Consider the following 25,392-nt stretch of genomic DNA (forward strand, 5'->3'; position numbering starts at 1 on the left):
CGCCTTTTTTCTTTCTGTTAGTTAAACAATGTAGCGCGACAAATACGCTAATACACCAACATATAAAACCAAAAGTAGCGCTATCGACAGGTGCTTTCTCAGTTTGCTTACGTCTGAATATTTCATCACCCCTCCAAAATAACGATAACAATTTTAACAACTCATTATCATTTTGAATAGCCTTTATTCTGTCAATTTCAAGACATGCCTCTCTGGTCGAGAAAACAGGAAAGGTGTAAATTTAAGCAAGCGCTAATCGCCAGTCTTGGTAGGAAATGAAATGGCAGAACCAACAAAGCAACCTGTTGTTATCGAACACGAACCCACACAACAAAAACATACTCACCATGAAAAGAAGTCTGGTTACATTAAAGACAGTGCGAGCCGTGTTCAAAGTATCGCCCAAATCTACGGGTTAGACGCATTGTTGCAAAGTGATCCTCCAGCCAAAACCGCACTTGAGCGAGCTCAATTAAGAGAACAACGCCGCCAAGAACAAAGACAGAAAAACTTAGAGCAGATCCTCAAACTGGCGCACAGTTCATGTCGAGATGAGACCGCAGGTGAACCTGACCAAGACTGGCTGTATCGCTTTTTCGATATGGCTCAGGACATCCACAACAGCTCGATGCAAAAACTCTGGGCTCAAGTTATGAAGCGCGAAGTCACCAACCCCGGTTCAACTTCGATGAAAGCACTTAAAGTGTTGAAAGACATGTCGCCGAGAGAAGCCCAAACTCTGCAACGTGCCGCGACGTTAGCTTGCAGTTTTGGTGGTGATTCAAGTAGAAAACTGTTGATTGGCTACAAAGCGCATGGCGGAATATTCAGTTTTGGCAAACGTGATACCACCAGCAATCTCAACATGGGTAGCTTCCAGCTTCCTTATTCAAGTTTGTTAGTGTTGATTGAATTGGGGCTGCTACACAGTACTGAATTAGAGTCTGGCGAAATTGGTATTGAAACGCCTCTGATGCTCAGCTACCAAGGTAAGAATTTGTCCTTACAGGTGAATACAAAGGGCGTGCGTCTGCTTTACTACCGCTTTACTCCGACAGGTAATGAATTGTGTAAGCTGCTTGGTAACAAGCCTAACAATCAATACTATGACCAGATGCTTGCGCTTCTAAATCAAAGATTTAGCGTTCATAGCGAAGCAAAACCCACAGTAAACCACACCGTTTAGTACATAAAAAAGAGCTTTTGGTTACCTATGATCCAAAAGCTCTTTTAACTGCTCAGTGACTTTTTGGCCACCCATGATCCAAATGCTTTTTTATCGGATCACATCACGTTGTTTAAGGTCGATTAAACATAACTCCACCAGCTCTTCGACACTCTTTTCGCCCGCTGGCAAATCAATTTCTGGGTTTGCTGGTGCTTGGTATTCAGAGTCAATACCAGTGAAATTCGGGATTTCTCCTGCGCGTGCTTTCTTGTACAAGCCTTTCGGGTCACGGTCTTCACACACTTCTAAAGACGCATTGACGAACACTTCAATAAACTCCCCCTCGGGCAGTAGATCACGCACCAATTGACGCTCTGCACGATGAGGAGAAATGAACGCAGACAGAACAATCAAACCCGCGTCTGCCATCAGCTTCGCCAGTTCACCAATGCGACGAATGTTCTCGCGACGGTCTTGCTCAGAAAAGCCTAAGTCGCTGCACAAGCCATGACGCACATTGTCGCCGTCAAGCAAATAGGTGTGGTAACCCAGTTCGGCTAAGCGATTTTCCAATGCACCAGCCACCGTTGATTTGCCTGCGCCAGATAGCCCAGTAAACCAAAGTACCGCAGGCTTCTGTTTTTTTAATCCAGCACGAAACTGTTTATCAACCGAGTGCTGATGCCAAACGATGTTTTCATCTTTTACCGGAGTTTCGGCAGTCATAACGTATCCTTGTAAATTTACAGATTAAAACGGAAAGAAGACCGGAATCAGCGTCAGTACTAGTACTGAATACACGATAGAAATCGGCACGCCAATTCGCACATAATCGGTCAATTTGTAATTCCCTACGCTGTATACCAGTAAGTTGGTTTGGTACCCGTAAGGAGAAATAAAACTGGCACTGGCACCAAACAGCACCGCCATAATAAAAGGCATTGGATCAACGCCATAACCTACCGCCATGCTATAGCCAATAGGGAAAGACAGCGCTGCCGCAGCGTTGTTAGTGACAAGCTCGGTTAACACCAGAGTCATGATGTAAGTGGCAACCAACGCACCAAACACACCCCACCCGTTAAATGCCTCAATAAACATGTCGCCCATTCGTACCGATAAACCGGACGAAATCATCAGCTGTGCAATAGATAATGCTGAGCCGACAATCACCACGATATCAATTGGGAAACGACGACGAAGCTCAGACAGCTGAATCACGCCAAAAGCAAGTAGCGCAATCAGATAAGCTGCCAGACCTTTGATAATCGGTACGAGCTCCAACAACGCACAGCCAATCACTGCCGCAAAACCAAACAGAACTAGAGCGGATTTATTCGAGTCCAAGCGCGCGCTGGAATCCAGATCGTTGACTAAAACAAACTCTTTTCGGTGCGCACGTCGCTCTGCCTCAAATCGTTTGCCGGGAACCAAGACCAATGTGTCACCCGCGGCTAATGTGATATTGCCTAAGCCACCTTCAAGACGCTCATGACCACGACGGATAGCTACGACTACCGCATCAAATCGGTCACGGAAACGGCTCTCTTTAAGGGTTTTGTGACAGAAGGTCGCCGATGAACTGACTACCACTTCAATGAAATTCTGACCATTGAGATGTTGATGACCAAACAGCGTTAATCCGGGGATCTCTTGTAATGTAGCCACGCTTTCTACATCACCACAAAACAGCAATCGGTCTTTAGCATTCAGAACAAAATCAGGACCAACAGAAGAAACCGTCACACCATCGCGAATCACTTCAGCAAGGAACAATTTTCTCAGGGCACGTAGGTTATTTTCGGTAATGGTACGACCGACCAAAGGTGAACCGGGCTCAACACGAGACTCTAAGAAGTAAGGTAAGTCCTCTTGGTTTTGGTCATCGTAATTGGGTAATAGATAGCTCAGCGGGATGAGGATAAGCACACCGCCCACCAACACCGCTAAGCCAATCATGGTTGGAGTAAAGAAGCTCAAGCTTGGTAGGCCGGCATCTTCAACAAAGCTGTTGATAATTAAGTTGGTCGAGGTTCCAATCAGAGTCAGCGTGCCACCAAAAATCGCGGCATAAGAAAGCGGAATCAAAAGCTTAGAAGGCGCATGTTGTTGGTTGCGTTTAATCGCACCAATCAATGACACCACAACCGCCGTGTTATTAGTGAAAGAGGAAAGTAAAGCGGTAGAAAAGCCCAACTTGGCAATCACACTACCAAGGTGACCTTCAGAAATACTGCGACTGACCCAGCTGATCAATAAGGTTTTTTCTAATGCGCTCGATGCGAGGATCAGCAGCACTAGGGTCAGAAGTGAAGAATTAGTAAAGTTTGCCGCAATGGTATTGAGCTCAATCATCCCCGCCATAAAGGCGATGAAAGCAGCTCCTGCAAATACGTAACTTGGTTTAATTTTGGTTACGAGTAAACAAGTGATAATGCCAAGCAAAATCGCTAATACAAATCCTTGTTCCCACATAGCCAATCCTTACCAATAAACCCAATACGGGCACAACAACGACTCGTGCAAACTTAGCTGCACGGAGTGACAAACGAGTAACCAGACAAAAAAGCAAAGCAAGCGAAAAAGAACGCCAGAATGCTCGGTTTCTTGGGCTTCCGGAGCATTCTGGATTCGGGGGAAATCAACCTGACGGGTTTCGCAATCCCGTCAGGCTAGGTGAGCCAATTACTTCTTCAATAACTGGCTCAGGTCTTTAGCTTCCCAATGCGGGAAGTGCTTACGAACCAAAGCATTGAGTTCAAGCTCGAACGCTGAAACATCCGCAAGACCACGCTCAACAGCCGCTAGGCTTTCTTTCACCATGCCCGCACCAACCGTTACATTGGTTAGACGATCGATGATGATGAAGCCGCCGGTATCTGCACAGTCTTGATAGTTATCCAGCGCGACAGATTCGTTCAGCGACCACTCACACAAACCAATGCCATTGAGCGGCAATTCAGCTGCACCGTGAGTCGAAAGGTTATTGATGTCGTATTGGTGACGAATCGCTTCAACATGACCAACCGTCTTCTTACCAGCAATCTTAATGTCGTAATCACGACCAGGTTGCAGCGGTTGCTCTGTCATCCACACTACGTCAGCCAACAAGTGGTTAGTTGATTCCACTTGCGCATTTTCTAGCACCAGCAAATCACCACGACTAATGTCGATTTCGTCATTCAGCGTCAACGTCACAGCCAGACCTGCTTGTGCTTCCTGTACATCGCCATCAAAAGTCACGATACGTGCAACAGTTGAGGTTTTGCCTGATGGCAGCGCCTTAATCGCATCGCCTACTTCCACCGAACCCGATGAAATCGTGCCAGCAAAGCCGCGGAAGTCGAGGTTAGGACGGTTTACATACTGAACAGGGAAACGAAAGTCACCTTCGCCTTTCTCGTGGTCAACATCCACTGTCTCAAGTAGCTCAAGCAGAGACGGACCTTCAAACCAGCTTAGGTTCTGTCCTTTCTCTACCACGTTGTCGCCTTCTAGCGCTGACAACGGAATGATTTGGATATCCGTCTCACCCGCTAGGTTTTCTGAGAACTGCAGGTACTCATCGCGAATCTCTTCAAAACGTTCTTGTGAGTAATCCACCAAGTCCATTTTGTTGATAGCAACAACGAAGTGTTTCAAACCTAGTAGGTTAGAAATGAATGAGTGACGACGCGTTTGGTCCAACACACCTTTACGTGCATCAACCAAAATCACAGCCAAATCACAGGTCGATGCGCCTGTTGCCATGTTACGTGTGTACTGCTCATGCCCTGGCGTGTCAGCAATGATGAACTTACGTTTCTGCGTCGAGAAGTAACGGTAAGCCACATCAATGGTGATGCCTTGCTCGCGTTCTGCTTGTAGACCATCTACCAGCAATGCCAAGTCTGGCTTTTCACCCGTGGTGCCTACGCGTTGGCTATCCGAGTGAACTGCTGCTAGCTGATCTTCATAAATTTGTTTTGAGTCGTGGAGTAAGCGACCGATTAGGGTACTTTTACCGTCATCTACCGAGCCACAAGTCAGGAATCTAAGTAACGACTTGTACTGGTGTTGTTTTAAATAGCCTTCAATACCAAGCTCGGCTAATTGAGCTTCAACTGCACTGTTCATTATCTTTCCTTAGATCCTTTAGAAGTAACCTTGACGTTTCTTAAGCTCCATCGATCCTGACTGATCGTGGTCGATCGCCCGACCTTGGCGCTCACTTGAGGTTGCCACCAGCATTTCTTCGATGATGCCTGTTAGCGTGTTTGCTTCAGACTCAATCGCGCCAGTCAGCGGGTAACAACCCAAAGTACGGAAACGTACACTCTTCTCTTCAATCACTTCACCTGGTTCTAGCTCCATGCGGTCATCGTCTACCATGATCAGCATGCCATCACGCTCAACAACCGGTCGCTTGTCTGCAAGGTACAGAGGCACGATCTCGATGTTTTCTAGGTAGATGTATTGCCAGATATCCAGCTCAGTCCAGTTTGAAAGTGGGAACACACGAATGCTCTCCCCTTTGTTTACTTGACCGTTGTATGTTTTCCAAAGCTCCGGACGTTGGTTTTTTGGATCCCAGGTATGGTTCTTATCGCGGAATGAGTAAACGCGCTCTTTTGCACGTGACTTCTCTTCATCACGACGCGCACCACCGAATGCCGCATCAAAACCGTACTTGTTCAGAGCCTGCTTCAAACCTTGAGTCTTCATGATGTCAGTATGCTTTGAAGAGCCGTGCACAAATGGGCTACAACCCATTGCTAGACCTTCTGGGTTCTTATGAACCAAAAGCTCAAAGCCGTATTTCTCAGCGGTACGATCACGAAACTCGATCATCTCGCGGAATTTCCAATCCGTATCTACGTGCAGTAGTGGGAATGGAATTTTGCCTGGGTAGAAGGCTTTACGCGCAAGATGCAACATGACTGATGAATCTTTACCAATCGAATACATCATGACTGGGTTATCGAACTCAGCAGCAACTTCGCGGATGATATGAATACTCTCCGCTTCGAGTTGTTTAAGGTGAGTTAAACGTTGTTGGTCCATGTTTTGTCTTTCCTTTTTAAGCTTGAAGGCTCATTACGTCCCTAATCTTTGGTCTGAAATTATATGGAGCTGGCAATAGCACTTTTGTTGAATTCAGTACTAGACAAAAACCAGTCCAACTTTTGAGACAGACGCACAACTTCGCCGACAACAATCAAAGACGGAGCTTGAGCTTCTTTAGATAATTCAGATAGTTGAGAAAGTTCTCCGGTGAAAACTTTTTGCTGGATTTGCGTACCGCGCTCGATGATGGCGATAGGGGTTGAGGCTGCCCTACCATGTTTGATGAGCTGATTCTGAATATAGTGTGATTTCATCAGTCCCATGTAGATCACTAAAGTCTGATTCCCACGCGCGAGCGTCGACCAGTCCATGTCGTCACTTTCTTCTTTCAGATGACCCGTAACAAACAGCGCTGACTGCGCGTAATCTCGATGCGTCAGCGGGATACCTGCATAAGCGGTCGCACCTGCTGCTGCAGTAATGCCCGGAACCACTTGGAAACGCACACCAGCATCAGCCAAAACTTCCAGCTCTTCACCACCGCGGCCAAACACAAATGGATCGCCACCTTTTATGCGCACCACTTTGTAACCTTGCTTAGCAAAGTCCACCAACAGTTGATTTGTCTTCTCTTGTGGCACACTGTGGTGCCCGGCACGTTTACCCACGCACACCAAAATGGTTTCGCTTGGAATCAACGCCATAATCTCGTCAGACACCAGGTAGTCATAAAGCACGACGTCAGCTTGTTGTAGGCAGTTGAGTGCTTTCAGTGTTAATAGCTCAGGGTCACCCGGGCCGGCACCAACAAGGGCAACTTCACCTGGCTGAAGAGATTGCTTACTGAAACGCGGAAGATCGGCAGCTTGGTTATCCGAAACCAGCCGAGGCTTATTGATTGGGAAATTCGTTACTGAATCGTTAACTGCCATGTGCTTGCTCATCATCCATTGATATCGTTATGGATGGCATTATGGCGGTGGGTTTATATTACCGGAAATTCTAAAATTTCATTTTTTATTCAAAAAACTGCTAAGAAGCTTTTGTTAGGTCTCATTCAAAATGGTGAAAAAGGCATCAGTCTGACACTTTCCTCCGCATTTAATTGCCTAATGTTCACAGTTTTCTGCATCTTAGCCTGAGCTTGCACTAATATTTGTTACATTACGCTGTACGACCCCTCTATCCCATTTAATTGGAGCACCTCATGAAAATGGCAGTTAATCCCGTATCCGTCGCAGTTTTAAGCGGTATGTTGACGCTTGCTGGCCCAGCGATGGCGGACACCATCAAGCTACGTATTATCGAAACCACCGACATTCACACCAATGTGATGGATTACGACTACTACAAAGATCAGCCTTCTCAGCAAATCGGTCTTAGTCGTTCGGCGACACTGGTTAAGCAAGCGCGTGAAGAAGCAGTGAACAGTGTTTTGGTCGACAATGGCGACTTGATTCAAGGCAGCCCGATGGGCGATTACATGGCAGCGAAAGGGATTAACGCTGGCGAAATCCACCCGGTATACAAAGCGATGAACCAGTTGGATTACGATGTGGGTAACATTGGTAACCACGAATTCAACTACGGCCTTAAGTTCCTGAAAAACTCTATCGACGGTGCAAACTTCCCTTATGTTAGTGCTAACGTTTTCGACAAGAAGACAGGTGAGCACTACTTCAAACCTTATCTAATTAAAACGCACACGTTCAAAGACACTGATGGTCAAAGCCACGAAATCAAAGTGGGTTACATCGGCTTCGTCCCGCCACAAATCATGGTATGGGATAAGAAGAATCTAGAAGGTAAAGTCTTCGCTGAAGACATCACTGAGACAGCGAAAAAGCTGGTTCCTCAGATGAAAAAAGAAGGCGCAGACGTGATTGTGGCGATTCCACACTCTGGTATTTCGACTGACCCATACAAGCTAGGCGCTGAAAACTCGGTTTACTACCTCACAGAAGTTGAAGGCATTGATGCGATTGCATTTGGTCACTCTCACGCGGTATTCCCGGGTAAAGATTTTGCCAAGCTGCAAGGTGTCGACAACGCAAAAGGCACAATTAATGGCGTAACCGCAGTAATGCCAGGTCGCTGGGGTAGCCACGTTGGCGTAATGGACTTGATGCTGAAAGAAAAAGATGGCAAGTGGCAAGTGGTTGAAGGTCAATCTGAAGCGCGCCCTATCTTCGATAAAGCTAACAAGAAATCTTTGGCAGAAGCCGATAAAGGCATCGTGGATGCACTTGTTGATGACCATAAAGGCACACGTGAATTCGTCAACCAGCCAATTGGTCAAGCAAATGATGTGATGTACAGCTTCCTAGCGCTTGTACAAGATGATCCAACGATTCAAATCGTAAACCTAGCGCAGAAAGATTACGTGGAACGCTTTATCCAAGGCGACCCAGACCTTGAAGGCATCCCAGTATTAAGCGCAGCTGCACCATTTAAAGTGGGCGGACGTAAAGACGATCCAAATGGTTTCACCGAAGTCGAGTCAGGTCAGCTGACTTTCCGTAATGCCGCAGACCTTTACCTATACCCGAATACGCTTGTAGCGATGAAGGTTAAAGGCAAAGAAGTTCATGAATGGCTAGAGTGTAGTGCAGGTCAGTTCAATCATATTGATGTTAACAGCACCAAACCTCAATCTTTGATCAACTGGGATAGCTTCCGTACTTACAACTTCGATGTGATTGATGGTGTGAACTACCAAATCGATGTGACTCAATCACCGAAGTACGATGCGGATTGTAAAGTGATCAACCCAGATTCACAGCGTATCGTTAACCTGACTTACAACGGTAAGCCAGTTGAGCCAAAACAAGACTTCATCATCGCAACCAACAACTACCGTGCTTACAGCGCAACCTTCCCAGGCACTGGTCCGGACTTCATCGCGTTTGATTCTCCAGATGAGAACCGCTCAGTAGTGGCCGCTTACATCTCTCGCATCAGTAAAGAGCAAGGCGAAGTGACACCAAGCGCGGATAACAACTGGTCATTCGCACCAATCAAATCGGATAACAAACTTGATGTTCGTTTTGAAACCTCACCAAGTGATAAAGCTGCGCAGTTCATCAAAGAGAAAGGGCAATACCCGATGAAACGTGTCGCAACTGACGAAGTTGGTTTCGCGATTTACCAAATCGACCTGAATAAATAAGGTAAGTTTGGCAGTGATTTCAAGCGGCTCTCATGAGCCGCTTTTTTGTTATCAGTAAAAACCGTTAGAATGAGAAAAACCGTTTCTGAGTTATCACATGCACAGCGATCTTTTTTCTGACTTAATCAATCATGGCTTCCTCGAAGATGAAGCGAATCAGCTAATTGAACATGGGCAACAGCTAGAGTTGCCGACACGTCATATTCTCAATCACCAAGGTGAATCCAGTTCGCACATCTACTTTGTGTTGGAGGGTTTATGCCATGCCAGTTATCTGACCGACAAAGGGAAGGAATTCAGTAAAGAGTTCTACTGGGAAAAGGATTGGGTGATTGGCTTTGAAGGGCTTATTAAGAATCAGCCCTCGCCGTACTTATTAGAAACGCTGACACCTTGTCATCTGTTTTGCTTGCCGATTGAAGTGCTACACCAATGGCGTGAAGAAAAGCACCCTATCTACTTAAAGCTGCTCGAAGCGCAATTAATGCATAAAGAAAACAAAGAACGCTTTATGTTGCTCTACTCACCAGAAGAGCGTTACCAACTGTTTTGTCAGCATTACCCAGACTTAGAACAGCGTATTACTGATAGCCAGATTGCCGCTTACTTGGGGATTACCGCGATCAGTTTAAGTCGAATAAAAACCCGCTTGAAGCAGCATCACGAATAGTAAAACTAAAATAATATTGACAAAAAACAATCACTTTCAGTAATCACACTCTTATTATTAACTAACGCTATTTGTTTGAAGTATAAGCAAAAATCTCAAATCCCATCTGGATATGCATAAGGATATACCACACCCTGCATAGCCAAATTTCATATCACTCGCCTCACATGGCGGGCGAGTGTTTCATCATGAGTTAAGGGAAAAGATTATGTTTGGAAAACTGAAAGCCGCCGCCGGTGATGCCGCAAACAATAAAGCAGCAACACTCATAACGACACACGTAGAACCCGTAATGGAAGAAATCCAAGGCTACTCTCCGGCAGTTATCATGGAAGATGAGACCTACCAGAGCCAAGTGATTGAGCCGACGCTCGTTGCACTTCAAGCGGCTTCGTCAGGCGTGACCTCAATGCTGCCAAACTTTAATGAGAAATTTAGCGCCTGCATGTTCCACCTTCGTGGCGAACTGCTCGAACTATCAGAAGATAAAGTCGCACTGATCGACGACTTCAAACAACAACTACCCGCAGCTGTTATGGAAGGTTTAAAGCTATAGCAGTGTACAAAAACAAAAAAACGGCTAAATCGTTAGCCGTTTTTTGCTGTATTGCTTATATTACTTCAATAAACGGGCACGGAACTGACGACCTTTCATCTTGCCGTTACTGATAGTTTGTAGCGCTTTCTTCGCCACTGACTTTTCTACCGCAACATAAGCACGCATTGGGAACAGGTGAATCTTACCCACTTGCGCGCCTGTGATGCCATTTTTACCCGTTAAGCAACCCAGAATGTCGCCTGCGCGCACTTTCTGCTTCTTGCCGCCATCAATGTTAATCGTCACCATCTTCGCTTGGTATGGCTGCTGGGTTGATTTCGCTGGCAATGTTGCTGGTACCACGTCCATGTCTAGATACTCTTCGATACGAGCCACACGCAGGCCGTCTTTTTCACCAAAGAAGCTGAATGCTAAGCCTTTGCTGCCAGCACGACCGGTACGACCAATACGGTGAACGTGGACTTCTGGGTCACGAGACAATTCGAAGTTAAATACCGCATCTAGGTTGTCAACGTCCAAGCCGCGTGCCGCCACATCTGTTGCAACAAGGATAGACACACTCTTGTTAGCAAACTGAACCAAGGCTTGATCACGTTCGCGTTGCTCTAGATCCCCATGAAGATCGATAACACTGAATCCTTTGTGATGCAGTTCATCTGCTACATTCTGTACTTCTTTCTTCGTATTACAGAACACCACAGCCGATTCTGGTTGATGTGTCAGTAGTAGGTTAGCCAGAGCTTCATCACGCGCTTCTGAACCTTCTACATTGTAAAAGTACTGCGCAATGCTCGACGTATCGTGAGTGGATTCTACTTTGATCATCTCTGGCGATTGCATAATACGTTGAGCAATCTGTTCGATTTTCTCAGGGAACGTTGCACTGAATAGTAAAGTTTGACGCTGCTTTGGCGCGGCTTCAATGATCGCATCCAGTACATCTTGGAAGCCCATATCTAGCATACGGTCCGCTTCATCCAGAACTAGTGTGTTTAGCTCTTCTAGGTTAATGCGGCCTTTCTCTAGGTGATCAAGGATACGACCTGGCGTACCTACCAGAATATGAGCGCCATGTTCTAGTGAACCAATTTGCGGTCCCATTGGCATTCCACCACAGAGCGTAAGCACTTTGATGTTGTGAATACTACGGCCCAAAGTACGAATTTCTTTTGCCACCTGATCAGCCAGTTCACGCGTCGGACAAAGCACTAAAGATTGTACACGGAAGCGTTTTACGTTTAGGTTGGATAGTACGCCAAGACCAAACGCTGCCGTTTTACCTGAGCCAGTTTTACCCTGACCAATCACATCACGCTGATTCAAAATCGCAGGTAAGCTCAACGCTTGAATTGGCGTCATATGGGTGTAGTTCAATGATTCAAGCGTCTCTAGTAGCGCTGGAGTAAGCCCTACTTGGTCAAAAGTTTGTTTGCTCACAGGGAAATATCCTCAGGTGGGATGAAAAAGAGGGCACATTATCGCCAGATTTGTCATGAAGACCAGTGAAAATTAACCATTGTTAATGAGTAATAGCAGAAAACGACGTAAAGTCAGCTGCATTCGCTTATTAATGGATATTGGAAATGATCAACTGGACTGCCCTACCTTTCTCTCAACTGACAACGACACAACTCTACGAGATGCTGCGCCTGCGCGTTGATGTCTTTGTGGTGGAGCAAACCTGTCCTTATCCAGAGCTGGACGGCAAAGATACACTGGAAGGCGTTTTTCACCTATTGGGCTACAAAGGCGATGAACTGGTTGCCTGCGCTCGTCTATTGCCTGCTGGCACCACTTACGACAATGTGAGTATCGGCCGTGTGGTCACCAAACAAAGCGCTCGCGGTGGTGGTCTTGGACATGAACTGCTTGAGCAAGCTTTACAACATTGCCAACAACTTTGGACAGGCCAAACCATCGATATCGGAGCACAAGAACATCTGATGGCTTTCTATGCGAGCCATGGCTTTGAAGTCATTTCTGAAAGCTACCTTGAAGATGGTATCCCTCATGTCGATATGCGCCGAGTAAGCTAAATGTCGCCTCACCACCTGGCACTATTCTTACTGGTGATCGGAAATTTGGCGGCATCACTCTCCGATGTCGCCGTCAAACTGATTGAAGGCGGCATTAGCCCGTTCCAATATATGTTTGTTCGCCAACTGGCTTCACTGCTGCTCATCTTACCTTTCTATCTCAGACAACAACCGGATAAACGTAGCCTGAAGCAAGCGCCTATAACGATTTTACGTGCGCACCTGATATTGATTGGCAGTGGTTGTATGATGGTTGCGGTGACTCACCTCCCTCTGGCAACTGCCAACGCGGTTTTTTACGCCGCCCCTATTCTAATGCTGCCACTATCGATATTGTTTCTTAACGAGCACCCACCTCTGAGCAAAATTCTACTAACTTGCTTCGGGTTCCTTGGTGTCTTAGTGGTATTACGGCCGGATCACTTTCATTGGGCAGCACTATTTGCACTCGGCACGGCGAGCACACTGGCGATGTTCAATATATTAGTAAGAAAACTACCGAGCGAACAATCTGTCGTTACCACACTTTGGTGGACTACGCTGTTCTCGTTACCAATCTCTGCAGTACTGGCTGGGTTTTACTGGCAACCTATAACGTGGCAAGAACTGGCATTGGTTGTTGCGAGTGCGGTTTGCATCTTAAGTCATAACGGTTTGGCAGTATTGGCTTATCAAAAAGCGCCGGCGGGAGAGATAGCCTTAGCTGAATACTCAGGCTTAGTGTTTGTCACGCTCTTTGGGATATGGTGGTTTGATGAAATACCAGATTGGCTGACTGCTATAGGGATAATAATGATCGTATTACCGCTCTTACCATGGAATAAAATAAAACCACTCGCAGGAAAACAAATTAGACGTTAACAGATCAACAGCCATAAAAAAGGCGCTGATCATCGCGCCTTAAGAATAATGGTTATCTAACCTTATTTGTTGCGACCAAATGTGCCATCAGATAGACGGAAGAACATCACCGACTCACCACTTTTCTCTAGCTGAAGCATATCTAATTTGCCATCGTCAGCAAGCTTAAAGCGTACCAATTGACCTTGCTTAATTCGACTCAAAGGCTTGTCGCTGCCTTCAATTTTAACTAAGGCGTTTAAGTCTGCCATCGGTAGTTGGTTACTGCGGAATACTTGAGCCAAGGTATCGCCATTCTTCACCGTGTATTCTTTCCACTGCTCAGATTTAGGCTCTGAGTTTTGTGCAGAACGCTGCTCACTTAAGCTTTGCGCGTTCAACTGAATCGCAACACGTTGATTCTCTACTTGGGTGTCTTCAAGTAGCACTTCTGTATCTTTTGGTACTGGGATGATCAAAAGCACCAACACCACTGGCACTAATACCATAAGTGCACGTTGATGTAGTTTTGGAAGACGATGCCAAAACTGAGTCACAGGCTGTAATCTTTCCTGCCACTTCTCTTTATTGAATGGCTGCTTCCAATCGATAGCAGCGAGCTTTTGTTTCATCAATTCGACATGGTCGACTTGCTGCTTTTTCTTTCTGCGACGATTCATTCTGATGAGTCCCTTAATACTTCTGATGTCAGTATAAAAATACCAGCGCGGAGAGTATATGTTTTTCGCCAAAGTAAAATGTAATTTGGCGTAAATTAGCAGAAATTTCACTTGGAGTAAGAGATAAGTCACACCCTCTACTCATCATAGAGACATTCGAGCGCAATCATTTAAACCTAGCCTCGAACCTGATATCCTGTGCCTTTATCACTCCTAATAAGAGCGACATTCATGTCTGAAATTAAATTTGAAACTGCAGAACAAAAAGCAAGCTACGGTATTGGTCTGCAAATGGGTCAGCAACTTGCTGGTTCTGGTCTAGAAGGTCTTAGCGTTGACGCTATCGCTGCTGGTATTGCAACGGCACTAACTGGTGACATGCCTTCTATCGAAATCGACGAAATCAACAACGCACTGCAAGAGCTACACACTCGTGCAGAAGCAGTTCGTCAAGAAGCAGCTAAAGCTGCAGCGGCTGACGGCGAAGCGTTCCTAAAAGACAACGCTCTACGTCCAGAAGTAAACGTTCTTGAGTCTGGTCTTCAGTACGAAATCATCACTGAAGGTACTGGTGAAATCCCAACTGCTGCATCTCAAGTACGTGTTCACTACCATGGTGAGCTAACTGACGGCACTGTATTCGACAGCTCTGTATCTCGCGGTCAACCTGCTGAGTTCCCAGTAACTGGCGTAATCAAAGGTTGGGTTGAAGCTCTTCAACTAATGCCGGTTGGTTCTAAGTGGAAACTATACATCCCACAAGATCTAGCATACGGTGAGCGTGGCGCAGGTGCTGCTATCCCTCCATTTGCTGCTCTAGTATTCGAAGTAGAACTACTAGACATCCTGTAATTGAGACTCTCCTCAATACAAATTCAAAGCGGCGCTCACTAGCGCCGCTTTTTTTGTCTAAAATAAACAGACTTAAGCTCAACAACCTTAATGTCTCTGTTATCTTAAGTAGTGAATAAACAATAATAATCGCAAGCCACACGGAGGTATTATGCGTAAGACACTCCTCACCTTAACGCTGCTCTCAATGAGTATTGGTACAGCGCACGCTTTTCTTGATGCAGTAACCGATAAAGAAAGCCAAGAAGGGTTAATGGACATGGTCAGCCAAGGCATGAATGCGGAATCATCTCCGCTCACCGATTTACTCACTAGCCAATTGCCCGTCTCAACCGAGCAAGCTGCAGGTGGTACGGGAGCCTTGTTAGCACTTGCACAAAGTCAGTTATCAGACCAAAACAGCAGCGAGCTGAAATCCCTAATTCCAGGCATGTCGAGTCTAGATGGCGCGCAAAGCTTATTAGGTAATATTGAAAGTTTAAGTGCAGTACAAAGTACTTTTGATAAATTAGGACTAGACCCATCGATGATCAGTCAGTTTGCGCCGGTGATACTTGGCTATCTAGGTGACCAAGGCGCAAGTGAAGGCTTGCTGAATTCGTTAAGCGGATTGTGGGGTTCAGGCAGCTAGACGTCTCGCCTAAACATAAATTAAGACTCAACATTCGATTATCGAAGATTAGCTTTGAGAGGGGAGACGGAAAACTGAATGTGTTTTCCCTTTCAAATACAACAGATACAAAAAAGCCGAGCTAATGCTCGGCTTTTTTTGTTCTTACGAACTGAGATTACTCAGCAGCTTCTTCAGCAGCTGGGCGATCTACAAGCTCAATGTAAGCCATTGGAGCTTTATCACCAGCACGGAAGCCAGCTTTTAGGATACGAGTGTAACCGCCCTGACGAGCAGCAAAACGTGGACCTAGTTCGTTAAACAGTTTTGCAACTACTTCGTTATCACGAGTACGTGCAAATGCTAGACGACGGTTAGCAACACTGTCAGTCTTAGCTAGTGTAATCAAAGGCTCAACTACGCGACGTAGCTCTTTTGCTTTTGGCAAAGTAGTCTTGATAACTTCATGACGTACTAGAGAGCTAGCCATGTTGCTGAACATCGCTTTACGATGTGAGCTGTTGCGGTTGAGTTGACGACCACTCTTACGATGGCGCATGACCTAATCCTTCTAACTAGTATCGATTAATCTTCAGCGATTGATGCAGGTGGCCAGTTTTCTAGGCGCATGCCCAGAGACAGACCACGTGACGCAAGTACGTCTTTAATCTCAGTAAGAGATTTTTTACCAAGGTTAGGCGTTTTAAGTAGCTCAACCTCAGTACGTTGTACTAGATCACCGATGTAGTGAATCGCTTCTGCTTTCAGACAGTTAGCAGAGCGAACTGTTAGTTCAAGATCGTCTACAGGACGCAGTAGGATCGGATCGAATTCTGGCTTCTCTTCCTTCTCCTCAGGTACACGTACATCACGAAGATCTACGAACGCATCCAATTGCTCAGCTAGGATAGTAGCTGCACGACGGATTGCTTCCTCAGGTTCTAGAGTACCGTTTGTTTCCATATCGATAACAAGCTTGTCTAGATCGGTGCGCTGTTCTACACGAGCTGCTTCTACAGCGTAGGCAATTTTGTCTACAGGGCTGTAAGTAGCATCTACTAGTAGGCGACCGATTGGACGCTCGTCTTCTTCGTTATGGATACGCGCAGAAGCTGGAACATAACCACGACCACGTTCAACTTTGATACGCATTGCGATCTCAGCGTTGTCATCCGTTAGGTGACAAATTACGTGTTCAGGGTTAGCGATCTCTACATCACCATCATGGGTGATGTCACCTGCAACCACAGGGCCCGAGCCTGATTTGTTCAAAGTAATGAACACTTCATCTTTGCCTTCGGCAACGCGCACAGCCAAACCTTTAAGGTTTAGAAGAATTTCAAGAATATCTTCTTGAACGCCTTCTTTCGTGCTGTACTCATGAAGTACGCCTTCAATTTCTACTTCTGTTACAGCACAACCTGGCATAGAAGATAGAAGGATGCGGCGAAGTGCATTACCCAGAGTATGACCAAAGCCACGCTCTAATGGCTCAAGAGTTACTTTTGCGTGAGTCGAGCTGATTTGTTCGATGTCAACTAGACGTGGCTTAAGAAATTCTGTTACAGAACCCTGCATTGTGTCCTCTCTTTAGTTTAAACCTTACTTAGAGTAAAGCTCGACGATCAATTGTTCGTTGATGTCAGCTGATAGATCAGAACGCTCAGGCATACGCTTGAATGTACCTTCCATCTTGCCACCATCTACTTCAATCCAAGTTGGTTTTTCACGTTGTTCAGCAACTTCTAGAGCTGCTTTGATACGAGCTTGCTGTTTAGCTTTCTCGCGGATAGAAACAACGTCATTAGCCGCTACTTTGAAAGAAGGAACGTTTACAACTTTACCGTTAACTAGGATAGCTTTGTGGCTAACTAGCTGACGTGCTTCTGCGCGAGTTGCGCCAAAGCCCATGCGGTAAACTACGTTATCAAGACGACCTTCAAGAAGCTGAAGTAGGTTCTCACCTGTGTTGCCTTTAAGACGTGCAGCTTCTTTGTAGTAGTTACGGAATTGTTTTTCTAGAACGCCGTACATACGACGAACTTTTTGCTTCTCACGAAGCTGAACGCCATACTCAGATAGACGACCGCGACGAGCGCCGTGTACACCTGGTGCGTTATCAATTTTACACTTGGTATCGATCGCGCGAACACCAGACTTAAGGAATAAGTCAGTGCCTTCACGACGGCTAAGCTTCAGCTTAGGACCCAAATATCTTGCCATGATCTTTCTCCAGTAATCTAAAAAACGTTATACGCGACGTTTCTTAGGTGGACGACAACCGTTATGAGGGATTGGTGTAGCATCAACGATGTTTGTGATGCGGAAACCAGCAGCGTTCAGTGCGCGAACAGTAGATTCACGACCTGGACCTGGACCCTTAACCATAACTTCCAAGTTCTTTAGACCGTATTCTTTAGCCATTTCAGCACAACGCTCAGCAGCAACCTGTGCAGCGAACGGAGTAGACTTACGAGAACCACGGAAACCAGAACCACCTGCAGTAGCCCAAGCTAGAGCATTACCTTGACGGTCAGTAATGGTTACGATTGTGTTATTGAAAGAAGCATGGATGTGCGCAACGCCATCTGCAACTTGCTTGCGTACGCGCTTACGAGCGCGAGTTGGTTGTTTAGCCATTGTACTCTACCTTCCCGATTATTTCTTGATCGGCTTACGCGGACCCTTACGGGTGCGAGCATTGGTTTTAGTACGCTGTCCACGTAGTGGTAGACTGCGACGATGACGAAGACCACGGTAACAGCCAAGGTCCATAAGACGCTTGATGTTCATAGATACTTCACGACGTAGATCACCTTCTACAGTGTACTTAGCTACACCATCACGCAGTTGATCGATCTGCTCTTCAGTTAGTTCACTGATCTTAACATCTTCAGCAATACCCACTTCAGCTAGGATAGCTTGAGAGCGAGTTTTACCGATGCCGTAGATTGACGTAAGTGCAATCACAGCATGTTTTTGATCAGGAATGTTAATGCCTGCTATACGGGCCATTATTCACTCCTAAGTGTTTCTATAAAAGAATTAGCCGCAGCAAAGCCCGTTATGGATACGCTGCGGAGTACTACTTCTTTTGCACGCAAAAGGTAGGCCGAGGAATATACTCGACCTAACCTTCGTTTTCAAGTAAAAATTTCTGCTAATTAGCCTTGGCGCTGTTTGTGCTTTGGCTCACTGCAAATCACGCGAACGACACCGTTACGCTTGATTACTTTACAGTTACGGCAGATTTTTTTAACGGAAGCACGAACTTTCATTGCTAAACTCCGTAATTGAAACTGAGTCTACCGCCGTATTAACGACCGTAGCCTTTCAGATTCGCTTTCTTCAACACAGAATCATACTGTTGAGACATCAGATGAGTCTGTACCTGTGCCATAAAGTCCATGATAACAACAACTACGATAAGTAGTGATGTACCGCCGAAGTAGAAACGTACGTTCCACGCGACCATCATGAACTCGGGAATCAGACAGATAAAGGTAATGTACAGTGCGCCCGCAAGGGTTAAACGTGTCATTACTTTATCGATGTACTTCGCTGTCTGCTCACCTGGGCGGATACCGGGTACGAATGCACCGGACTTCTTCAAGTTATCCGCTGTTTCACGCGGGTTGAAAACCAACGCCGTGTAAAAGAAACAGAAGAAGATAATCGCTGCTGCATAAAGCATTACATACAGAGGCTGACCTGGGCTAAGAGCCAAAGACACGTCAGTTAACCAACCGAACGCGCTGCTCTCACCGTTCTGACCAAACCACTGAGCCAGTGTTCCTGGGAACAGGATAATACTTGATGCAAAAATCGCTGGAATAACACCTGCCATATTAATTTTAAGTGGCAGATGCGAGCTTTGTGCAGCAAATACTTTACGACCTTGTTGACGCTTAGCGTAGTTAACGACGATTCGGCGTTGACCACGTTCCATGAAAACAACGAAGTAAATTACTGCGAAAGCTAATACCGCGATTAACAGTAGAAGAAGTACATGCAATTCACCTTGACGCGCTTGCTCGATTGTTTGACCGATTGCAGAAGGCAATCCAGCAACAATACCTGCAAAAATCAGAATGGAAATACCATTACCGATTCCTCGCTCTGTAATTTGTTCACCTAACCACATTAGGAACATGGTACCGGTTACTAAACTTACGGTAGCAATTAGCGTAAACATGGTTTGGTTCATTACAACCAGATTGTCGACCATGTTTGGTAAGCCAGTTGCAATACCAATAGCTTGGAATGTTGCAAGTACAAGCGTGCCGTAGCGTGTATATTGGCTGATCTTACGACGGCCTGCTTCACCCTCTTTCTTGAGTTCCGCTAACGCTGGATGAACTACAGTTAGCAATTGGACAACAATAGATGCCGAAATATACGGCATGATGCCCAATGCTAATATAGATGCACGCTCAAGAGCACCACCGGAGAACATGTTAAACATTTCAACGATGGTACCTTTTTGCTGTTCGAACAAATCGGCAAGTACAGCAGCGTCAATACCAGGAATCGGCACAAATGAGCCGGCTCGGAATACTAAAAGTGCACCAATTACGAATAATAAGCGCGACTTTAGTTCACTTAAGCCGCTCTGAGCACTACGAAAATCTTGTCCTGGTTTCTTAGCCATCTGTACCTCGTTCCTCGAGATTATTCCTCGATTTTACCGCCTGCAGCTTCGATTGCAGCTTTAGCGCCTTTAGTCACACGTAGACCTTTAACAGTCACTGCTTTATCGATTTCACCAGATAGAACAACTTTTACGAATTCGATGTTCTTAGTGATGATGTTAGCAGCTTTAAGGCTGTTTAGATCAACCACGTCACCAGAAACTTTCGCTAGTTCACCTAGACGAACTTCAGCAGACACTAGGCTCTTACGAGAAGTGAAACCGAATTTTGGTAGACGTTGTTTCAGAGGCATCTGACCGCCTTCGAAACCTGGACGAACTTTACCGCCAGAACGTGATTTTTGACCTTTGTGACCACGGCCACCAGTTTTACCTAGGCCAGAACCGATACCACGACCTACACGCTTAGGAGCATGCTTAGAGCCAGCAGCCGGTGCAAGAGTATTCAAACGCATTTCTGATTACTCCTCAACTTTAACCATGTAGTAAACCTTGTTGATCATACCGCGTACGCACGGAGTATCTTCAAGTTCTACTGTGTGGTTGATTTTACGAAGACCTAGACCACGCAAAGTAGCTTTGTGCTTTGGTAGGCGGCCAATTGAGCTTTTAGTTTGAGTTACTTTAATAGTTGCCATGGTGTTCTTACTCCGAAATAGCTTCAACAGTTAGACCACGTTTAGCAGCAACCATTTCTGGCGACTTCATGCTACCTAGTGCATCGATCGTTGCACGAACGATATTGATAGGGTTCGTAGAACCGTATGCTTTAGATAGTACGTTGTGTACGCCAGCAACTTCTAGTACTGCACGCATCGCACCACCTGCGATAACACCAGTACCTTCTGCAGCAGGCTGCATGTAAACTTTAGAGCCCGAATGGCGACCTTTCACTGGGTGGTGAAGAGTGCCTTCGTTTAGCGCGATAGTAGTCATGTTACGACGCGCTTTTTCCATTGCTTTTTGAATCGCTGCAGGTACTTCACGAGCTTTGCCGTAACCGAAACCTACACGACCGTTACCGTCACCAACTACTGTTAGTGCAGTGAAGCTCATGATTCGACCGCCTTTAACCGTTTTAGAAACACGGTTAACTGCGATTAGCTTTTCTTGCAAATCATTCGCTTGAACTTGTTGTTCTTTAGCCATCTTCCAACCCTACCTTAGAATTTCAGACCAGCTTCGCGAGCAGATTCTGCTAGCGCCGCTACTCGACCGTGGTATTGGAAACCAGAACGATCAAATGCAACTGCAGTTACGCCTTTTTCAAGAGCGCGCTCAGCAACAGCTTTACCTACTGCTTTAGCTGCATCAACGTTACCAGTGTATTTCACTTGCTCACGGATCGCTTTTTCTACAGTAGAAGCTGCTGCGATAACCTCAGAGCCATTAGCCGCGATAACCTGTGCGTACACGTGACGAGGAGTACGGTGTACAACTAGGCGAGTCGCACCCAGTTCTGCAATCTTACGACGTGCGCGTGTAGCACGACGGATGCGAGATGCTTTCTTATCCATAGTGTTACCTTACTTCTTCTTAGCTTCTTTAGTACGCACATTTTCATCTGCGTAACGAACACCTTTACCTTTGTAAGGCTCAGGTTGACGGTAAGAACGAATGTCAGCCGCAACTTGACCAACTAGTTGCTTATCACAACCAGTGATGATGATTTCAGTTTGGCTTGGACATTCAGCTTTAATACCCGCTGGCAACTCGTGCTCAACTGGGTGAGAGAAGCCTAGTGTTAGACCTACAGCGTTGCCTTTGATAGCAGCACGGTAACCAACACCTTTAAGAGTTAGCTTCTTAGTAAAGCCTTCAGTAACACCAACAACCATGTTGTTAACTAGAGCGCGAGCTGTACCAGCTTGTGCCCATGCGTTAGCAGCACCTTCTTTAGGACCGAAGGTTAGGTTGTTTTCTTCCTGAGCGATAACCACAGCGCTGTTAAGAACGCGTGATAGTTCGCCCTTAGCACCTTTTACAGTGATTTCTTGGCCGTTTAGTTTCACCTCTACGCCAGCTGGAATAGCGACAGGTGCTTTAGCAACACGAGACATATTCTACTCCTATTAAGCTACGTAGCAGATGATTTCACCACCAAGACCTGCTTTACGTGCAGCGCGGTCTGACATAAGACCCTTGGAAGTAGAAACGATAGCAATACCAAGACCACCCATTACAGAAGGAAGATCATCTTTCTTCTTGTAAACGCGTAGACCTGGACGAGAAACACGTTTAAGTTGCTCGATTACTGGTTTAGCTTGGAAGTACTTAAGTGTAACTTCTAGCTCAGGTTTTGCTTCGCCTTCAACAGCGAAGTCAACGATGTAACCTTCAGCTTTTAGTAGTGCAGCAATTGCAACTTTAAGCTTTGAAGAAGGCATTTTAACAGCAACTTTGTTTGCTGCCTGACCGTTACGAACACGGGTCAGCATATCCGAAATCGGATCTTGCATGCTCATATGATTTACTCCAAATGATTAAGTGGCAATTACCAGCTAGCCTTACGAAGACCCGGAATCTCGCCTTTCATGCAAGCTTCACGAACCTTAATACGGCTTAGACCGAACTTACGTAGGTAACCGTGTGGACGACCAGTTTGGTTACAACGGTTGCGCTGACGTGATGCACTTGAATCACGTGGAAGAGATTGCAGTGTAAGAACCGCATTCCAACGATCTTCTTCAGATGCGTTTACATCGCTGATGATAGCTTTTAGCGCTGCACGCTTTTCAGCGAACTTAGCTACTAGCTTCGCACGCTTTGCTTCACGTGCTTTCATTGAATTTTTAGCCATAACAGTAACCCTTCACCTTACTTACGGAATGGGAAGTTAAAGGCAGCCAGCAGAGCACGGCCTTCCTCATCAGTACCAGCAGACGTCGTAATAGTGATGTCTAGACCGCGTACTCGATCAACTTTATCAAAGTCGATTTCCGGGAAGATGATTTGCTCGCGAACGCCCATGCTGTAGTTACCGCGACCGTCAAAAGACTTAGCGCTAACACCACGGAAGTCACGTACTCGTGGAAGAGCGATGTTAATCAAACGCTCAAGAAAATCCCACATACGTTCGCCACGCAAGGTTACTTTACAACCGATAGGGTAGCCTTCACGGATTTTGAAACCTGCAACAGATTTACGAGCTTTAGTGATAAGTGGCTTTTGACCAGAGATCGTTGCCATATCAGCAGCTGCGTTTTCTAGCAGTTTCTTATCGTTGATTGCTTCACCAACACCCATGTTTAGGGTGATTTTCTCGATTCTAGGGACTTGCATGACGCTTGTGTAGCTAAACTGTTTGGTCAGTTCAGCGACTACAGACGACTTGTAGTAATCATGCAGTTTCGCCATAGTAGAACTCCAAATTACTTCTATTAGTTAGAAACGATTTCGTTGTTAGACTTAAAGAAACGAACTTTCTTACCATCTTCAAAACGGAAACCGATACGGTCAGCTTTACCAGTAGCTGCGTTAAAGATCGCCACGTTAGAAACATCGATAGCTGCTTCTTGCTCTACGATACCGCCTTGGATACCTAGTGCAGGAACAGGTTTCTGGTGTTTCTTAACAAGGTTGATACCTTCAACGATAACTTTACCAGTTGCTAGGACCTTAGTTACTTTACCTTTCTTGCCTTTGTCTTTACCAGCAAGAACGATTACTTCGTCATTACGACGGATTTTAGCTGCCATTTCTACGTGCTCCTTACAGAACTTCTGGAGCCAGTGAAACGATCTTCATGAACTTATCGCCACGAAGTTCGCGTGTCACAGGACCAAAGATACGTGTACCGATTGGTTGCTCAGTGTTGTCGTTCAACAATACACAAGCATTTCGGTCGAAGCGAATGACAGAACCGTCAGGACGACGTACGCCTTTACGGGTGCGCACTACCACCGCCTTCAGAACGTCACCTTTTTTAACTTTACCGCGAGGAATTGCTTCCTTAACAGTAACTTTGATAACGTCACCGATATGTGCATAACGGCGGTGAGAGCCACCCAGAACCTTAATACACATTACGCTGCGTGCGCCTGAGTTATCAGCTGCGTCCAGCATACTTTGCATTTGGATCATGTTAGTGCTCCGCTAAATAATAAAAAAACTAGACCCTCTCGGGTCGGGCTGCCTCTTTAAAAGGGACGCGAATTGTACCACCCTTTTTTCAGATTGGGTAGTCAAAAAATAAACGGCTCCAAAAATTATTTTTGGAGCCGTTTTTAATCATAGAATAAAGAAGATTAGATCTTCGCTTTTTCTAGGACTTTTACCAATGTCCAAGACTTAGTCTTAGACAGTGGACGACACTCAGCGATTTCAACTGTGTCGCCTAGGCCACACTCGTTGTTCTCGTCATGTGCGTGTACTTTAGTCGTGCGCTTTACGAATTTACCGTAAATTGGGTGTTTAACCATGCGCTCGATAGCAACTACGATAGACTTGTCCATCTTGTCGCTAACAACACGACCTTGTTGAGTACGTTTTACTTCGCTCATTATGCGCCTGCCTTCTCAGTCAAAACAGTTTTCACACGTGCGATATCACGGCGTACAGCTTTCAGAGTATGAGTTTGCTGTAGCTGACCAGTTGCAGCTTGCATGCGCAAGTTGAACTGTTCGCGTAGCAAATTCAATAGCTCAGCGTTAAGCTCTTCAACGCTTTTCTCGCGTAGATCTTGTGCTTTCATCACATCACCTGCTTAGTTACAAATGTAGTTTTGAATGGCAGTTTACGAGCCGCTAGGCGGAACGCTTCACGAGCCAATTCTTCAGGTACACCACCCATTTCGTACATAACCTTACCAGGTTGGATTTGGGCTACCCAGTACTCAACGTTACCTTTACCCTTACCTTGACGAACTTCAAGTGGTTTTTCTGTGATTGGTTTGTCTGGGAACACACGGATCCAGATTTTACCTTGACGCTTAACGTGACGTGTCATTGCACGACGTGCCGCTTCAATTTGACGAGCAGTTAGACGACCACGGCCAACAGCTTTAAGACCGAATTCGCCGAAGCTTACATCAGTACCTTTAGCTAGACCACGGTTACGACCTGTCTGAACCTTACGGAACTTAGTACGTTTAGGTTGTAGCATCTGTCGAC

At 45.8% G+C, this 25,392-nt stretch carries 35 protein-coding genes; 8 read left to right on the forward strand and 27 right to left on the reverse strand.

The features are described 5' to 3' along the window. Window positions 1-280: 280 nt before the first annotated feature. Window positions 281-1,186, forward strand: a complete 906-nt coding sequence (locus tag VCHENC03_RS01800; protein WP_009707822.1) for a TIGR03899 family protein — start codon at window positions 281-283, stop codon at window positions 1,184-1,186. A gap of 90 nt (window positions 1,187-1,276) precedes the next feature. Here VCHENC03_RS01800 and cysC read toward each other — a convergent pair whose 3' ends face one another. The 5 genes from cysC to cobA all read right to left on the reverse strand — a co-directional run bounded on the left by cysC (window position 1,277) and on the right by cobA (window position 7,146). Further along, on the reverse strand, window positions 1,277-1,894 hold the full coding sequence (gene cysC, locus VCHENC03_RS01795) for an adenylyl-sulfate kinase (RefSeq protein WP_009707823.1): 618 nt from the start codon (window positions 1,892-1,894) through the stop codon (window positions 1,277-1,279). A gap of 24 nt (window positions 1,895-1,918) precedes the next feature. After that, the gene (locus VCHENC03_RS01790; RefSeq protein ID WP_005437336.1) at window positions 1,919-3,643 is read right to left on the reverse strand and encodes an SLC13 family permease; all 1,725 of its coding nucleotides are present in this window, start codon (window positions 3,641-3,643) and stop codon (window positions 1,919-1,921) included. A gap of 210 nt (window positions 3,644-3,853) precedes the next feature. Then, window positions 3,854-5,284: a sulfate adenylyltransferase subunit CysN gene (gene cysN, locus VCHENC03_RS01785; protein ID WP_009707824.1), complete on the reverse strand. Its 1,431-nt coding sequence runs from the start codon at window positions 5,282-5,284 to the stop codon at window positions 3,854-3,856. Window positions 5,285-5,302: 18 nt separating this feature from the next. Then, complete coding sequence (gene cysD, locus VCHENC03_RS01780) at window positions 5,303-6,211, reverse strand: sulfate adenylyltransferase subunit CysD (protein WP_005450539.1); 909 nt, start codon at window positions 6,209-6,211, stop codon at window positions 5,303-5,305. A gap of 59 nt (window positions 6,212-6,270) precedes the next feature. Next, window positions 6,271-7,146 (reverse strand): uroporphyrinogen-III C-methyltransferase, encoded by an 876-nt coding sequence (cobA, locus tag VCHENC03_RS01775; protein ID WP_009707825.1) that lies wholly within the window; start codon window positions 7,144-7,146, stop codon window positions 6,271-6,273. A gap of 275 nt (window positions 7,147-7,421) precedes the next feature. Here cobA and cpdB point away from each other — a divergent pair, with 275 nt between their 5' ends. The 3 genes from cpdB (at window position 7,422) to VCHENC03_RS01760 (ending at window position 10,609) form a co-directional block, all read left to right on the forward strand. After that, window positions 7,422-9,383 (forward strand): 2',3'-cyclic-nucleotide 2'-phosphodiesterase, encoded by a 1,962-nt coding sequence (gene cpdB / locus VCHENC03_RS01770; RefSeq protein WP_009707826.1) that lies wholly within the window; start codon window positions 7,422-7,424, stop codon window positions 9,381-9,383. Between the two features lie 97 nt (window positions 9,384-9,480). Next, a complete protein-coding gene (locus tag VCHENC03_RS01765) occupies window positions 9,481-10,053 on the forward strand; it encodes a Crp/Fnr family transcriptional regulator (protein WP_009707827.1) in 573 nt (190 codons plus the stop codon). Between the two features lie 208 nt (window positions 10,054-10,261). Further along, window positions 10,262-10,609: a hypothetical protein gene (locus VCHENC03_RS01760; protein ID WP_009707828.1), complete on the forward strand. Its 348-nt coding sequence runs from the start codon at window positions 10,262-10,264 to the stop codon at window positions 10,607-10,609. Between the two features lie 60 nt (window positions 10,610-10,669). On the opposite strand, the gene dbpA is transcribed toward VCHENC03_RS01760, so the two are convergent. After that, window positions 10,670-12,049: an ATP-dependent RNA helicase DbpA gene (gene dbpA / locus VCHENC03_RS01755; protein WP_009707829.1), complete on the reverse strand. Its 1,380-nt coding sequence runs from the start codon at window positions 12,047-12,049 to the stop codon at window positions 10,670-10,672. A 146-nt stretch (window positions 12,050-12,195) separates the two neighbouring features. On the opposite strand from dbpA, the gene VCHENC03_RS01750 reads away from it, so the two are divergent. Together VCHENC03_RS01750 and VCHENC03_RS01745 are read left to right on the forward strand one after the other, a co-directional pair. Continuing rightward, on the forward strand, window positions 12,196-12,648 hold the full coding sequence (locus VCHENC03_RS01750) for a GNAT family N-acetyltransferase (RefSeq protein WP_009707830.1): 453 nt from the start codon (window positions 12,196-12,198) through the stop codon (window positions 12,646-12,648). Continuing rightward, window positions 12,649-13,509 carry a DMT family transporter gene (locus VCHENC03_RS01745; RefSeq protein ID WP_009707831.1) on the forward strand — a complete coding sequence of 287 codons (861 nt, stop codon included), beginning with the start codon at window positions 12,649-12,651 and terminating at the stop codon, window positions 13,507-13,509. 62 nt (window positions 13,510-13,571) lie between these two features. On the opposite strand, the gene VCHENC03_RS01740 is transcribed toward VCHENC03_RS01745, so the two are convergent. Continuing rightward, complete coding sequence (locus tag VCHENC03_RS01740) at window positions 13,572-14,168, reverse strand: LysM-like peptidoglycan-binding domain-containing protein (RefSeq protein ID WP_009707832.1); 597 nt, start codon at window positions 14,166-14,168, stop codon at window positions 13,572-13,574. A 231-nt stretch (window positions 14,169-14,399) separates the two neighbouring features. Here VCHENC03_RS01740 and VCHENC03_RS01735 point away from each other — a divergent pair, with 231 nt between their 5' ends. Together VCHENC03_RS01735 and VCHENC03_RS01730 are read left to right on the forward strand one after the other, a co-directional pair. Next, a complete protein-coding gene (locus VCHENC03_RS01735) occupies window positions 14,400-15,020 on the forward strand; it encodes an FKBP-type peptidyl-prolyl cis-trans isomerase (RefSeq protein WP_005437303.1) in 621 nt (206 codons plus the stop codon). A gap of 151 nt (window positions 15,021-15,171) precedes the next feature. Then, entirely contained in the window at window positions 15,172-15,651 is a 480-nt protein-coding gene (locus tag VCHENC03_RS01730; protein ID WP_009707833.1) for a DUF2780 domain-containing protein, read from the forward strand. 157 nt (window positions 15,652-15,808) lie between these two features. On the opposite strand, the gene rplQ is transcribed toward VCHENC03_RS01730, so the two are convergent. The 20 genes from rplQ to rplP form a co-directional block, all read right to left on the reverse strand. Continuing rightward, entirely contained in the window at window positions 15,809-16,189 is a 381-nt protein-coding gene (rplQ, locus tag VCHENC03_RS01725; RefSeq protein WP_005383141.1) for a 50S ribosomal protein L17, read from the reverse strand. A gap of 26 nt (window positions 16,190-16,215) precedes the next feature. Beyond that, on the reverse strand, window positions 16,216-17,208 hold the full coding sequence (locus tag VCHENC03_RS01720; RefSeq protein ID WP_005383143.1) for a DNA-directed RNA polymerase subunit alpha: 993 nt from the start codon (window positions 17,206-17,208) through the stop codon (window positions 16,216-16,218). 24 nt (window positions 17,209-17,232) lie between these two features. Continuing rightward, entirely contained in the window at window positions 17,233-17,853 is a 621-nt protein-coding gene (rpsD, locus tag VCHENC03_RS01715; protein WP_005383146.1) for a 30S ribosomal protein S4, read from the reverse strand. Window positions 17,854-17,880: 27 nt separating this feature from the next. Continuing rightward, entirely contained in the window at window positions 17,881-18,270 is a 390-nt protein-coding gene (rpsK, locus tag VCHENC03_RS01710) for a 30S ribosomal protein S11 (protein WP_001118870.1), read from the reverse strand. A gap of 18 nt (window positions 18,271-18,288) precedes the next feature. Then, on the reverse strand, window positions 18,289-18,645 hold the full coding sequence (gene rpsM, locus VCHENC03_RS01705) for a 30S ribosomal protein S13 (RefSeq protein WP_005435100.1): 357 nt from the start codon (window positions 18,643-18,645) through the stop codon (window positions 18,289-18,291). Between the two features lie 149 nt (window positions 18,646-18,794). Then, a complete protein-coding gene (rpmJ, locus tag VCHENC03_RS01700; RefSeq protein ID WP_000868186.1) occupies window positions 18,795-18,908 on the reverse strand; it encodes a 50S ribosomal protein L36 in 114 nt (37 codons plus the stop codon). Window positions 18,909-18,946: 38 nt separating this feature from the next. After that, window positions 18,947-20,281: a preprotein translocase subunit SecY gene (gene secY, locus VCHENC03_RS01695; protein WP_005435093.1), complete on the reverse strand. Its 1,335-nt coding sequence runs from the start codon at window positions 20,279-20,281 to the stop codon at window positions 18,947-18,949. 20 nt (window positions 20,282-20,301) lie between these two features. After that, the gene (gene rplO / locus VCHENC03_RS01690) at window positions 20,302-20,736 is read right to left on the reverse strand and encodes a 50S ribosomal protein L15 (protein WP_005435092.1); all 435 of its coding nucleotides are present in this window, start codon (window positions 20,734-20,736) and stop codon (window positions 20,302-20,304) included. 6 nt (window positions 20,737-20,742) lie between these two features. Beyond that, window positions 20,743-20,919, reverse strand: a complete 177-nt coding sequence (gene rpmD / locus VCHENC03_RS01685) for a 50S ribosomal protein L30 (protein WP_000201159.1) — start codon at window positions 20,917-20,919, stop codon at window positions 20,743-20,745. Window positions 20,920-20,926: 7 nt separating this feature from the next. Continuing rightward, window positions 20,927-21,430, reverse strand: a complete 504-nt coding sequence (rpsE, locus tag VCHENC03_RS01680; protein ID WP_005435090.1) for a 30S ribosomal protein S5 — start codon at window positions 21,428-21,430, stop codon at window positions 20,927-20,929. A 14-nt stretch (window positions 21,431-21,444) separates the two neighbouring features. Further along, entirely contained in the window at window positions 21,445-21,798 is a 354-nt protein-coding gene (gene rplR, locus VCHENC03_RS01675) for a 50S ribosomal protein L18 (protein ID WP_005435088.1), read from the reverse strand. Window positions 21,799-21,807: 9 nt separating this feature from the next. After that, a complete protein-coding gene (gene rplF / locus VCHENC03_RS01670; protein WP_005435087.1) occupies window positions 21,808-22,341 on the reverse strand; it encodes a 50S ribosomal protein L6 in 534 nt (177 codons plus the stop codon). A gap of 12 nt (window positions 22,342-22,353) precedes the next feature. Continuing rightward, a complete protein-coding gene (gene rpsH / locus VCHENC03_RS01665) occupies window positions 22,354-22,746 on the reverse strand; it encodes a 30S ribosomal protein S8 (RefSeq protein ID WP_009707834.1) in 393 nt (130 codons plus the stop codon). 29 nt (window positions 22,747-22,775) lie between these two features. Next, window positions 22,776-23,081, reverse strand: a complete 306-nt coding sequence (gene rpsN / locus VCHENC03_RS01660; RefSeq protein WP_004410442.1) for a 30S ribosomal protein S14 — start codon at window positions 23,079-23,081, stop codon at window positions 22,776-22,778. Window positions 23,082-23,098: 17 nt separating this feature from the next. Next, window positions 23,099-23,638: a 50S ribosomal protein L5 gene (gene rplE / locus VCHENC03_RS01655; protein ID WP_004745887.1), complete on the reverse strand. Its 540-nt coding sequence runs from the start codon at window positions 23,636-23,638 to the stop codon at window positions 23,099-23,101. A 23-nt stretch (window positions 23,639-23,661) separates the two neighbouring features. Further along, entirely contained in the window at window positions 23,662-23,979 is a 318-nt protein-coding gene (gene rplX / locus VCHENC03_RS01650; RefSeq protein WP_005435084.1) for a 50S ribosomal protein L24, read from the reverse strand. Window positions 23,980-23,992: 13 nt separating this feature from the next. Next, window positions 23,993-24,364, reverse strand: coding sequence for a 50S ribosomal protein L14 (gene rplN, locus VCHENC03_RS01645; RefSeq protein WP_004410450.1), 372 nt, complete (start codon window positions 24,362-24,364; stop codon window positions 23,993-23,995). Between the two features lie 164 nt (window positions 24,365-24,528). Next, window positions 24,529-24,783 (reverse strand): 30S ribosomal protein S17, encoded by a 255-nt coding sequence (gene rpsQ, locus VCHENC03_RS01640; protein ID WP_005435082.1) that lies wholly within the window; start codon window positions 24,781-24,783, stop codon window positions 24,529-24,531. After that, a complete protein-coding gene (gene rpmC / locus VCHENC03_RS01635; RefSeq protein WP_004410456.1) occupies window positions 24,783-24,974 on the reverse strand; it encodes a 50S ribosomal protein L29 in 192 nt (63 codons plus the stop codon). The genes rpsQ and rpmC overlap by 1 nt, the downstream gene beginning before the upstream one ends. Beyond that, window positions 24,974-25,384: a 50S ribosomal protein L16 gene (gene rplP, locus VCHENC03_RS01630; protein WP_005379577.1), complete on the reverse strand. Its 411-nt coding sequence runs from the start codon at window positions 25,382-25,384 to the stop codon at window positions 24,974-24,976. The genes rpmC and rplP overlap by 1 nt, the downstream gene beginning before the upstream one ends. Window positions 25,385-25,392: the final 8 nt, after the last annotated feature.

The sequence above is a fragment of the Vibrio sp. HENC-03 genome (assembly GCF_000305755.2).
GTDB lineage: Bacteria > Pseudomonadota > Gammaproteobacteria > Enterobacterales > Vibrionaceae > Vibrio > Vibrio owensii.

What these genes read in the sequence shown, in the direction of transcription:
- cobA (WP_009707825.1), bottom strand. Translation starts at nt 7,146, where the DNA reads ATGGCAGTTAACGATTCAGTAACGAATTTCCCAATCAATAAGCCTCGG.
- VCHENC03_RS01790 (WP_005437336.1), bottom strand. Translation starts at nt 3,643, where the DNA reads ATGTGGGAACAAGGATTTGTATTAGCGATTTTGCTTGGCATTATCACT.
- rplF (WP_005435087.1), bottom strand. Translation starts at nt 22,341, where the DNA reads ATGTCTCGTGTTGCTAAAGCACCTGTCGCTATTCCAGCTGGCGTAGAG.
- VCHENC03_RS01745 (WP_009707831.1), top strand. Translation starts at nt 12,649, where the DNA reads ATGTCGCCTCACCACCTGGCACTATTCTTACTGGTGATCGGAAATTTG.
- rplN (WP_004410450.1), bottom strand. Translation starts at nt 24,364, where the DNA reads ATGATCCAAATGCAAAGTATGCTGGACGCAGCTGATAACTCAGGCGCA.
- rpsQ (WP_005435082.1), bottom strand. Translation starts at nt 24,783, where the DNA reads ATGAGCGAAGTAAAACGTACTCAACAAGGTCGTGTTGTTAGCGACAAG.
- rpsE (WP_005435090.1), bottom strand. Translation starts at nt 21,430, where the DNA reads ATGGCTAAAGAACAACAAGTTCAAGCGAATGATTTGCAAGAAAAGCTA.
- cysD (WP_005450539.1), bottom strand. Translation starts at nt 6,211, where the DNA reads ATGGACCAACAACGTTTAACTCACCTTAAACAACTCGAAGCGGAGAGT.
- VCHENC03_RS01730 (WP_009707833.1), top strand. Translation starts at nt 15,172, where the DNA reads ATGCGTAAGACACTCCTCACCTTAACGCTGCTCTCAATGAGTATTGGT.
- rplE (WP_004745887.1), bottom strand. Translation starts at nt 23,638, where the DNA reads ATGGCGAAACTGCATGATTACTACAAGTCGTCTGTAGTCGCTGAACTG.
- cpdB (WP_009707826.1), top strand. Translation starts at nt 7,422, where the DNA reads ATGAAAATGGCAGTTAATCCCGTATCCGTCGCAGTTTTAAGCGGTATG.
- VCHENC03_RS01735 (WP_005437303.1), top strand. Translation starts at nt 14,400, where the DNA reads ATGTCTGAAATTAAATTTGAAACTGCAGAACAAAAAGCAAGCTACGGT.
- rplQ (WP_005383141.1), bottom strand. Translation starts at nt 16,189, where the DNA reads ATGCGCCATCGTAAGAGTGGTCGTCAACTCAACCGCAACAGCTCACAT.
- cysC (WP_009707823.1), bottom strand. Translation starts at nt 1,894, where the DNA reads ATGACTGCCGAAACTCCGGTAAAAGATGAAAACATCGTTTGGCATCAG.
- rpsK (WP_001118870.1), bottom strand. Translation starts at nt 18,270, where the DNA reads ATGGCTAAACAACCAACTCGCGCTCGTAAGCGCGTACGCAAGCAAGTT.
- secY (WP_005435093.1), bottom strand. Translation starts at nt 20,281, where the DNA reads ATGGCTAAGAAACCAGGACAAGATTTTCGTAGTGCTCAGAGCGGCTTA.
- rpmC (WP_004410456.1), bottom strand. Translation starts at nt 24,974, where the DNA reads ATGAAAGCACAAGATCTACGCGAGAAAAGCGTTGAAGAGCTTAACGCT.
- cysN (WP_009707824.1), bottom strand. Translation starts at nt 5,284, where the DNA reads ATGAACAGTGCAGTTGAAGCTCAATTAGCCGAGCTTGGTATTGAAGGC.
- VCHENC03_RS01750 (WP_009707830.1), top strand. Translation starts at nt 12,196, where the DNA reads ATGATCAACTGGACTGCCCTACCTTTCTCTCAACTGACAACGACACAA.
- VCHENC03_RS01765 (WP_009707827.1), top strand. Translation starts at nt 9,481, where the DNA reads ATGCACAGCGATCTTTTTTCTGACTTAATCAATCATGGCTTCCTCGAA.
- rplO (WP_005435092.1), bottom strand. Translation starts at nt 20,736, where the DNA reads ATGCGTTTGAATACTCTTGCACCGGCTGCTGGCTCTAAGCATGCTCCT.
- VCHENC03_RS01740 (WP_009707832.1), bottom strand. Translation starts at nt 14,168, where the DNA reads ATGAATCGTCGCAGAAAGAAAAAGCAGCAAGTCGACCATGTCGAATTG.
- VCHENC03_RS01760 (WP_009707828.1), top strand. Translation starts at nt 10,262, where the DNA reads ATGTTTGGAAAACTGAAAGCCGCCGCCGGTGATGCCGCAAACAATAAA.
- rpsH (WP_009707834.1), bottom strand. Translation starts at nt 22,746, where the DNA reads ATGAGCATGCAAGATCCGATTTCGGATATGCTGACCCGTGTTCGTAAC.
- rplP (WP_005379577.1), bottom strand. Translation starts at nt 25,384, where the DNA reads ATGCTACAACCTAAACGTACTAAGTTCCGTAAGGTTCAGACAGGTCGT.
- rpmD (WP_000201159.1), bottom strand. Translation starts at nt 20,919, where the DNA reads ATGGCAACTATTAAAGTAACTCAAACTAAAAGCTCAATTGGCCGCCTA.
- VCHENC03_RS01800 (WP_009707822.1), top strand. Translation starts at nt 281, where the DNA reads ATGGCAGAACCAACAAAGCAACCTGTTGTTATCGAACACGAACCCACA.
- rpsD (WP_005383146.1), bottom strand. Translation starts at nt 17,853, where the DNA reads ATGGCAAGATATTTGGGTCCTAAGCTGAAGCTTAGCCGTCGTGAAGGC.
- rplX (WP_005435084.1), bottom strand. Translation starts at nt 23,979, where the DNA reads ATGGCAGCTAAAATCCGTCGTAATGACGAAGTAATCGTTCTTGCTGGT.
- rplR (WP_005435088.1), bottom strand. Translation starts at nt 21,798, where the DNA reads ATGGATAAGAAAGCATCTCGCATCCGTCGTGCTACACGCGCACGTCGT.
- rpmJ (WP_000868186.1), bottom strand. Translation starts at nt 18,908, where the DNA reads ATGAAAGTTCGTGCTTCCGTTAAAAAAATCTGCCGTAACTGTAAAGTA.
- rpsM (WP_005435100.1), bottom strand. Translation starts at nt 18,645, where the DNA reads ATGGCCCGTATAGCAGGCATTAACATTCCTGATCAAAAACATGCTGTG.
- VCHENC03_RS01720 (WP_005383143.1), bottom strand. Translation starts at nt 17,208, where the DNA reads ATGCAGGGTTCTGTAACAGAATTTCTTAAGCCACGTCTAGTTGACATC.
- rpsN (WP_004410442.1), bottom strand. Translation starts at nt 23,081, where the DNA reads ATGGCTAAAAATTCAATGAAAGCACGTGAAGCAAAGCGTGCGAAGCTA.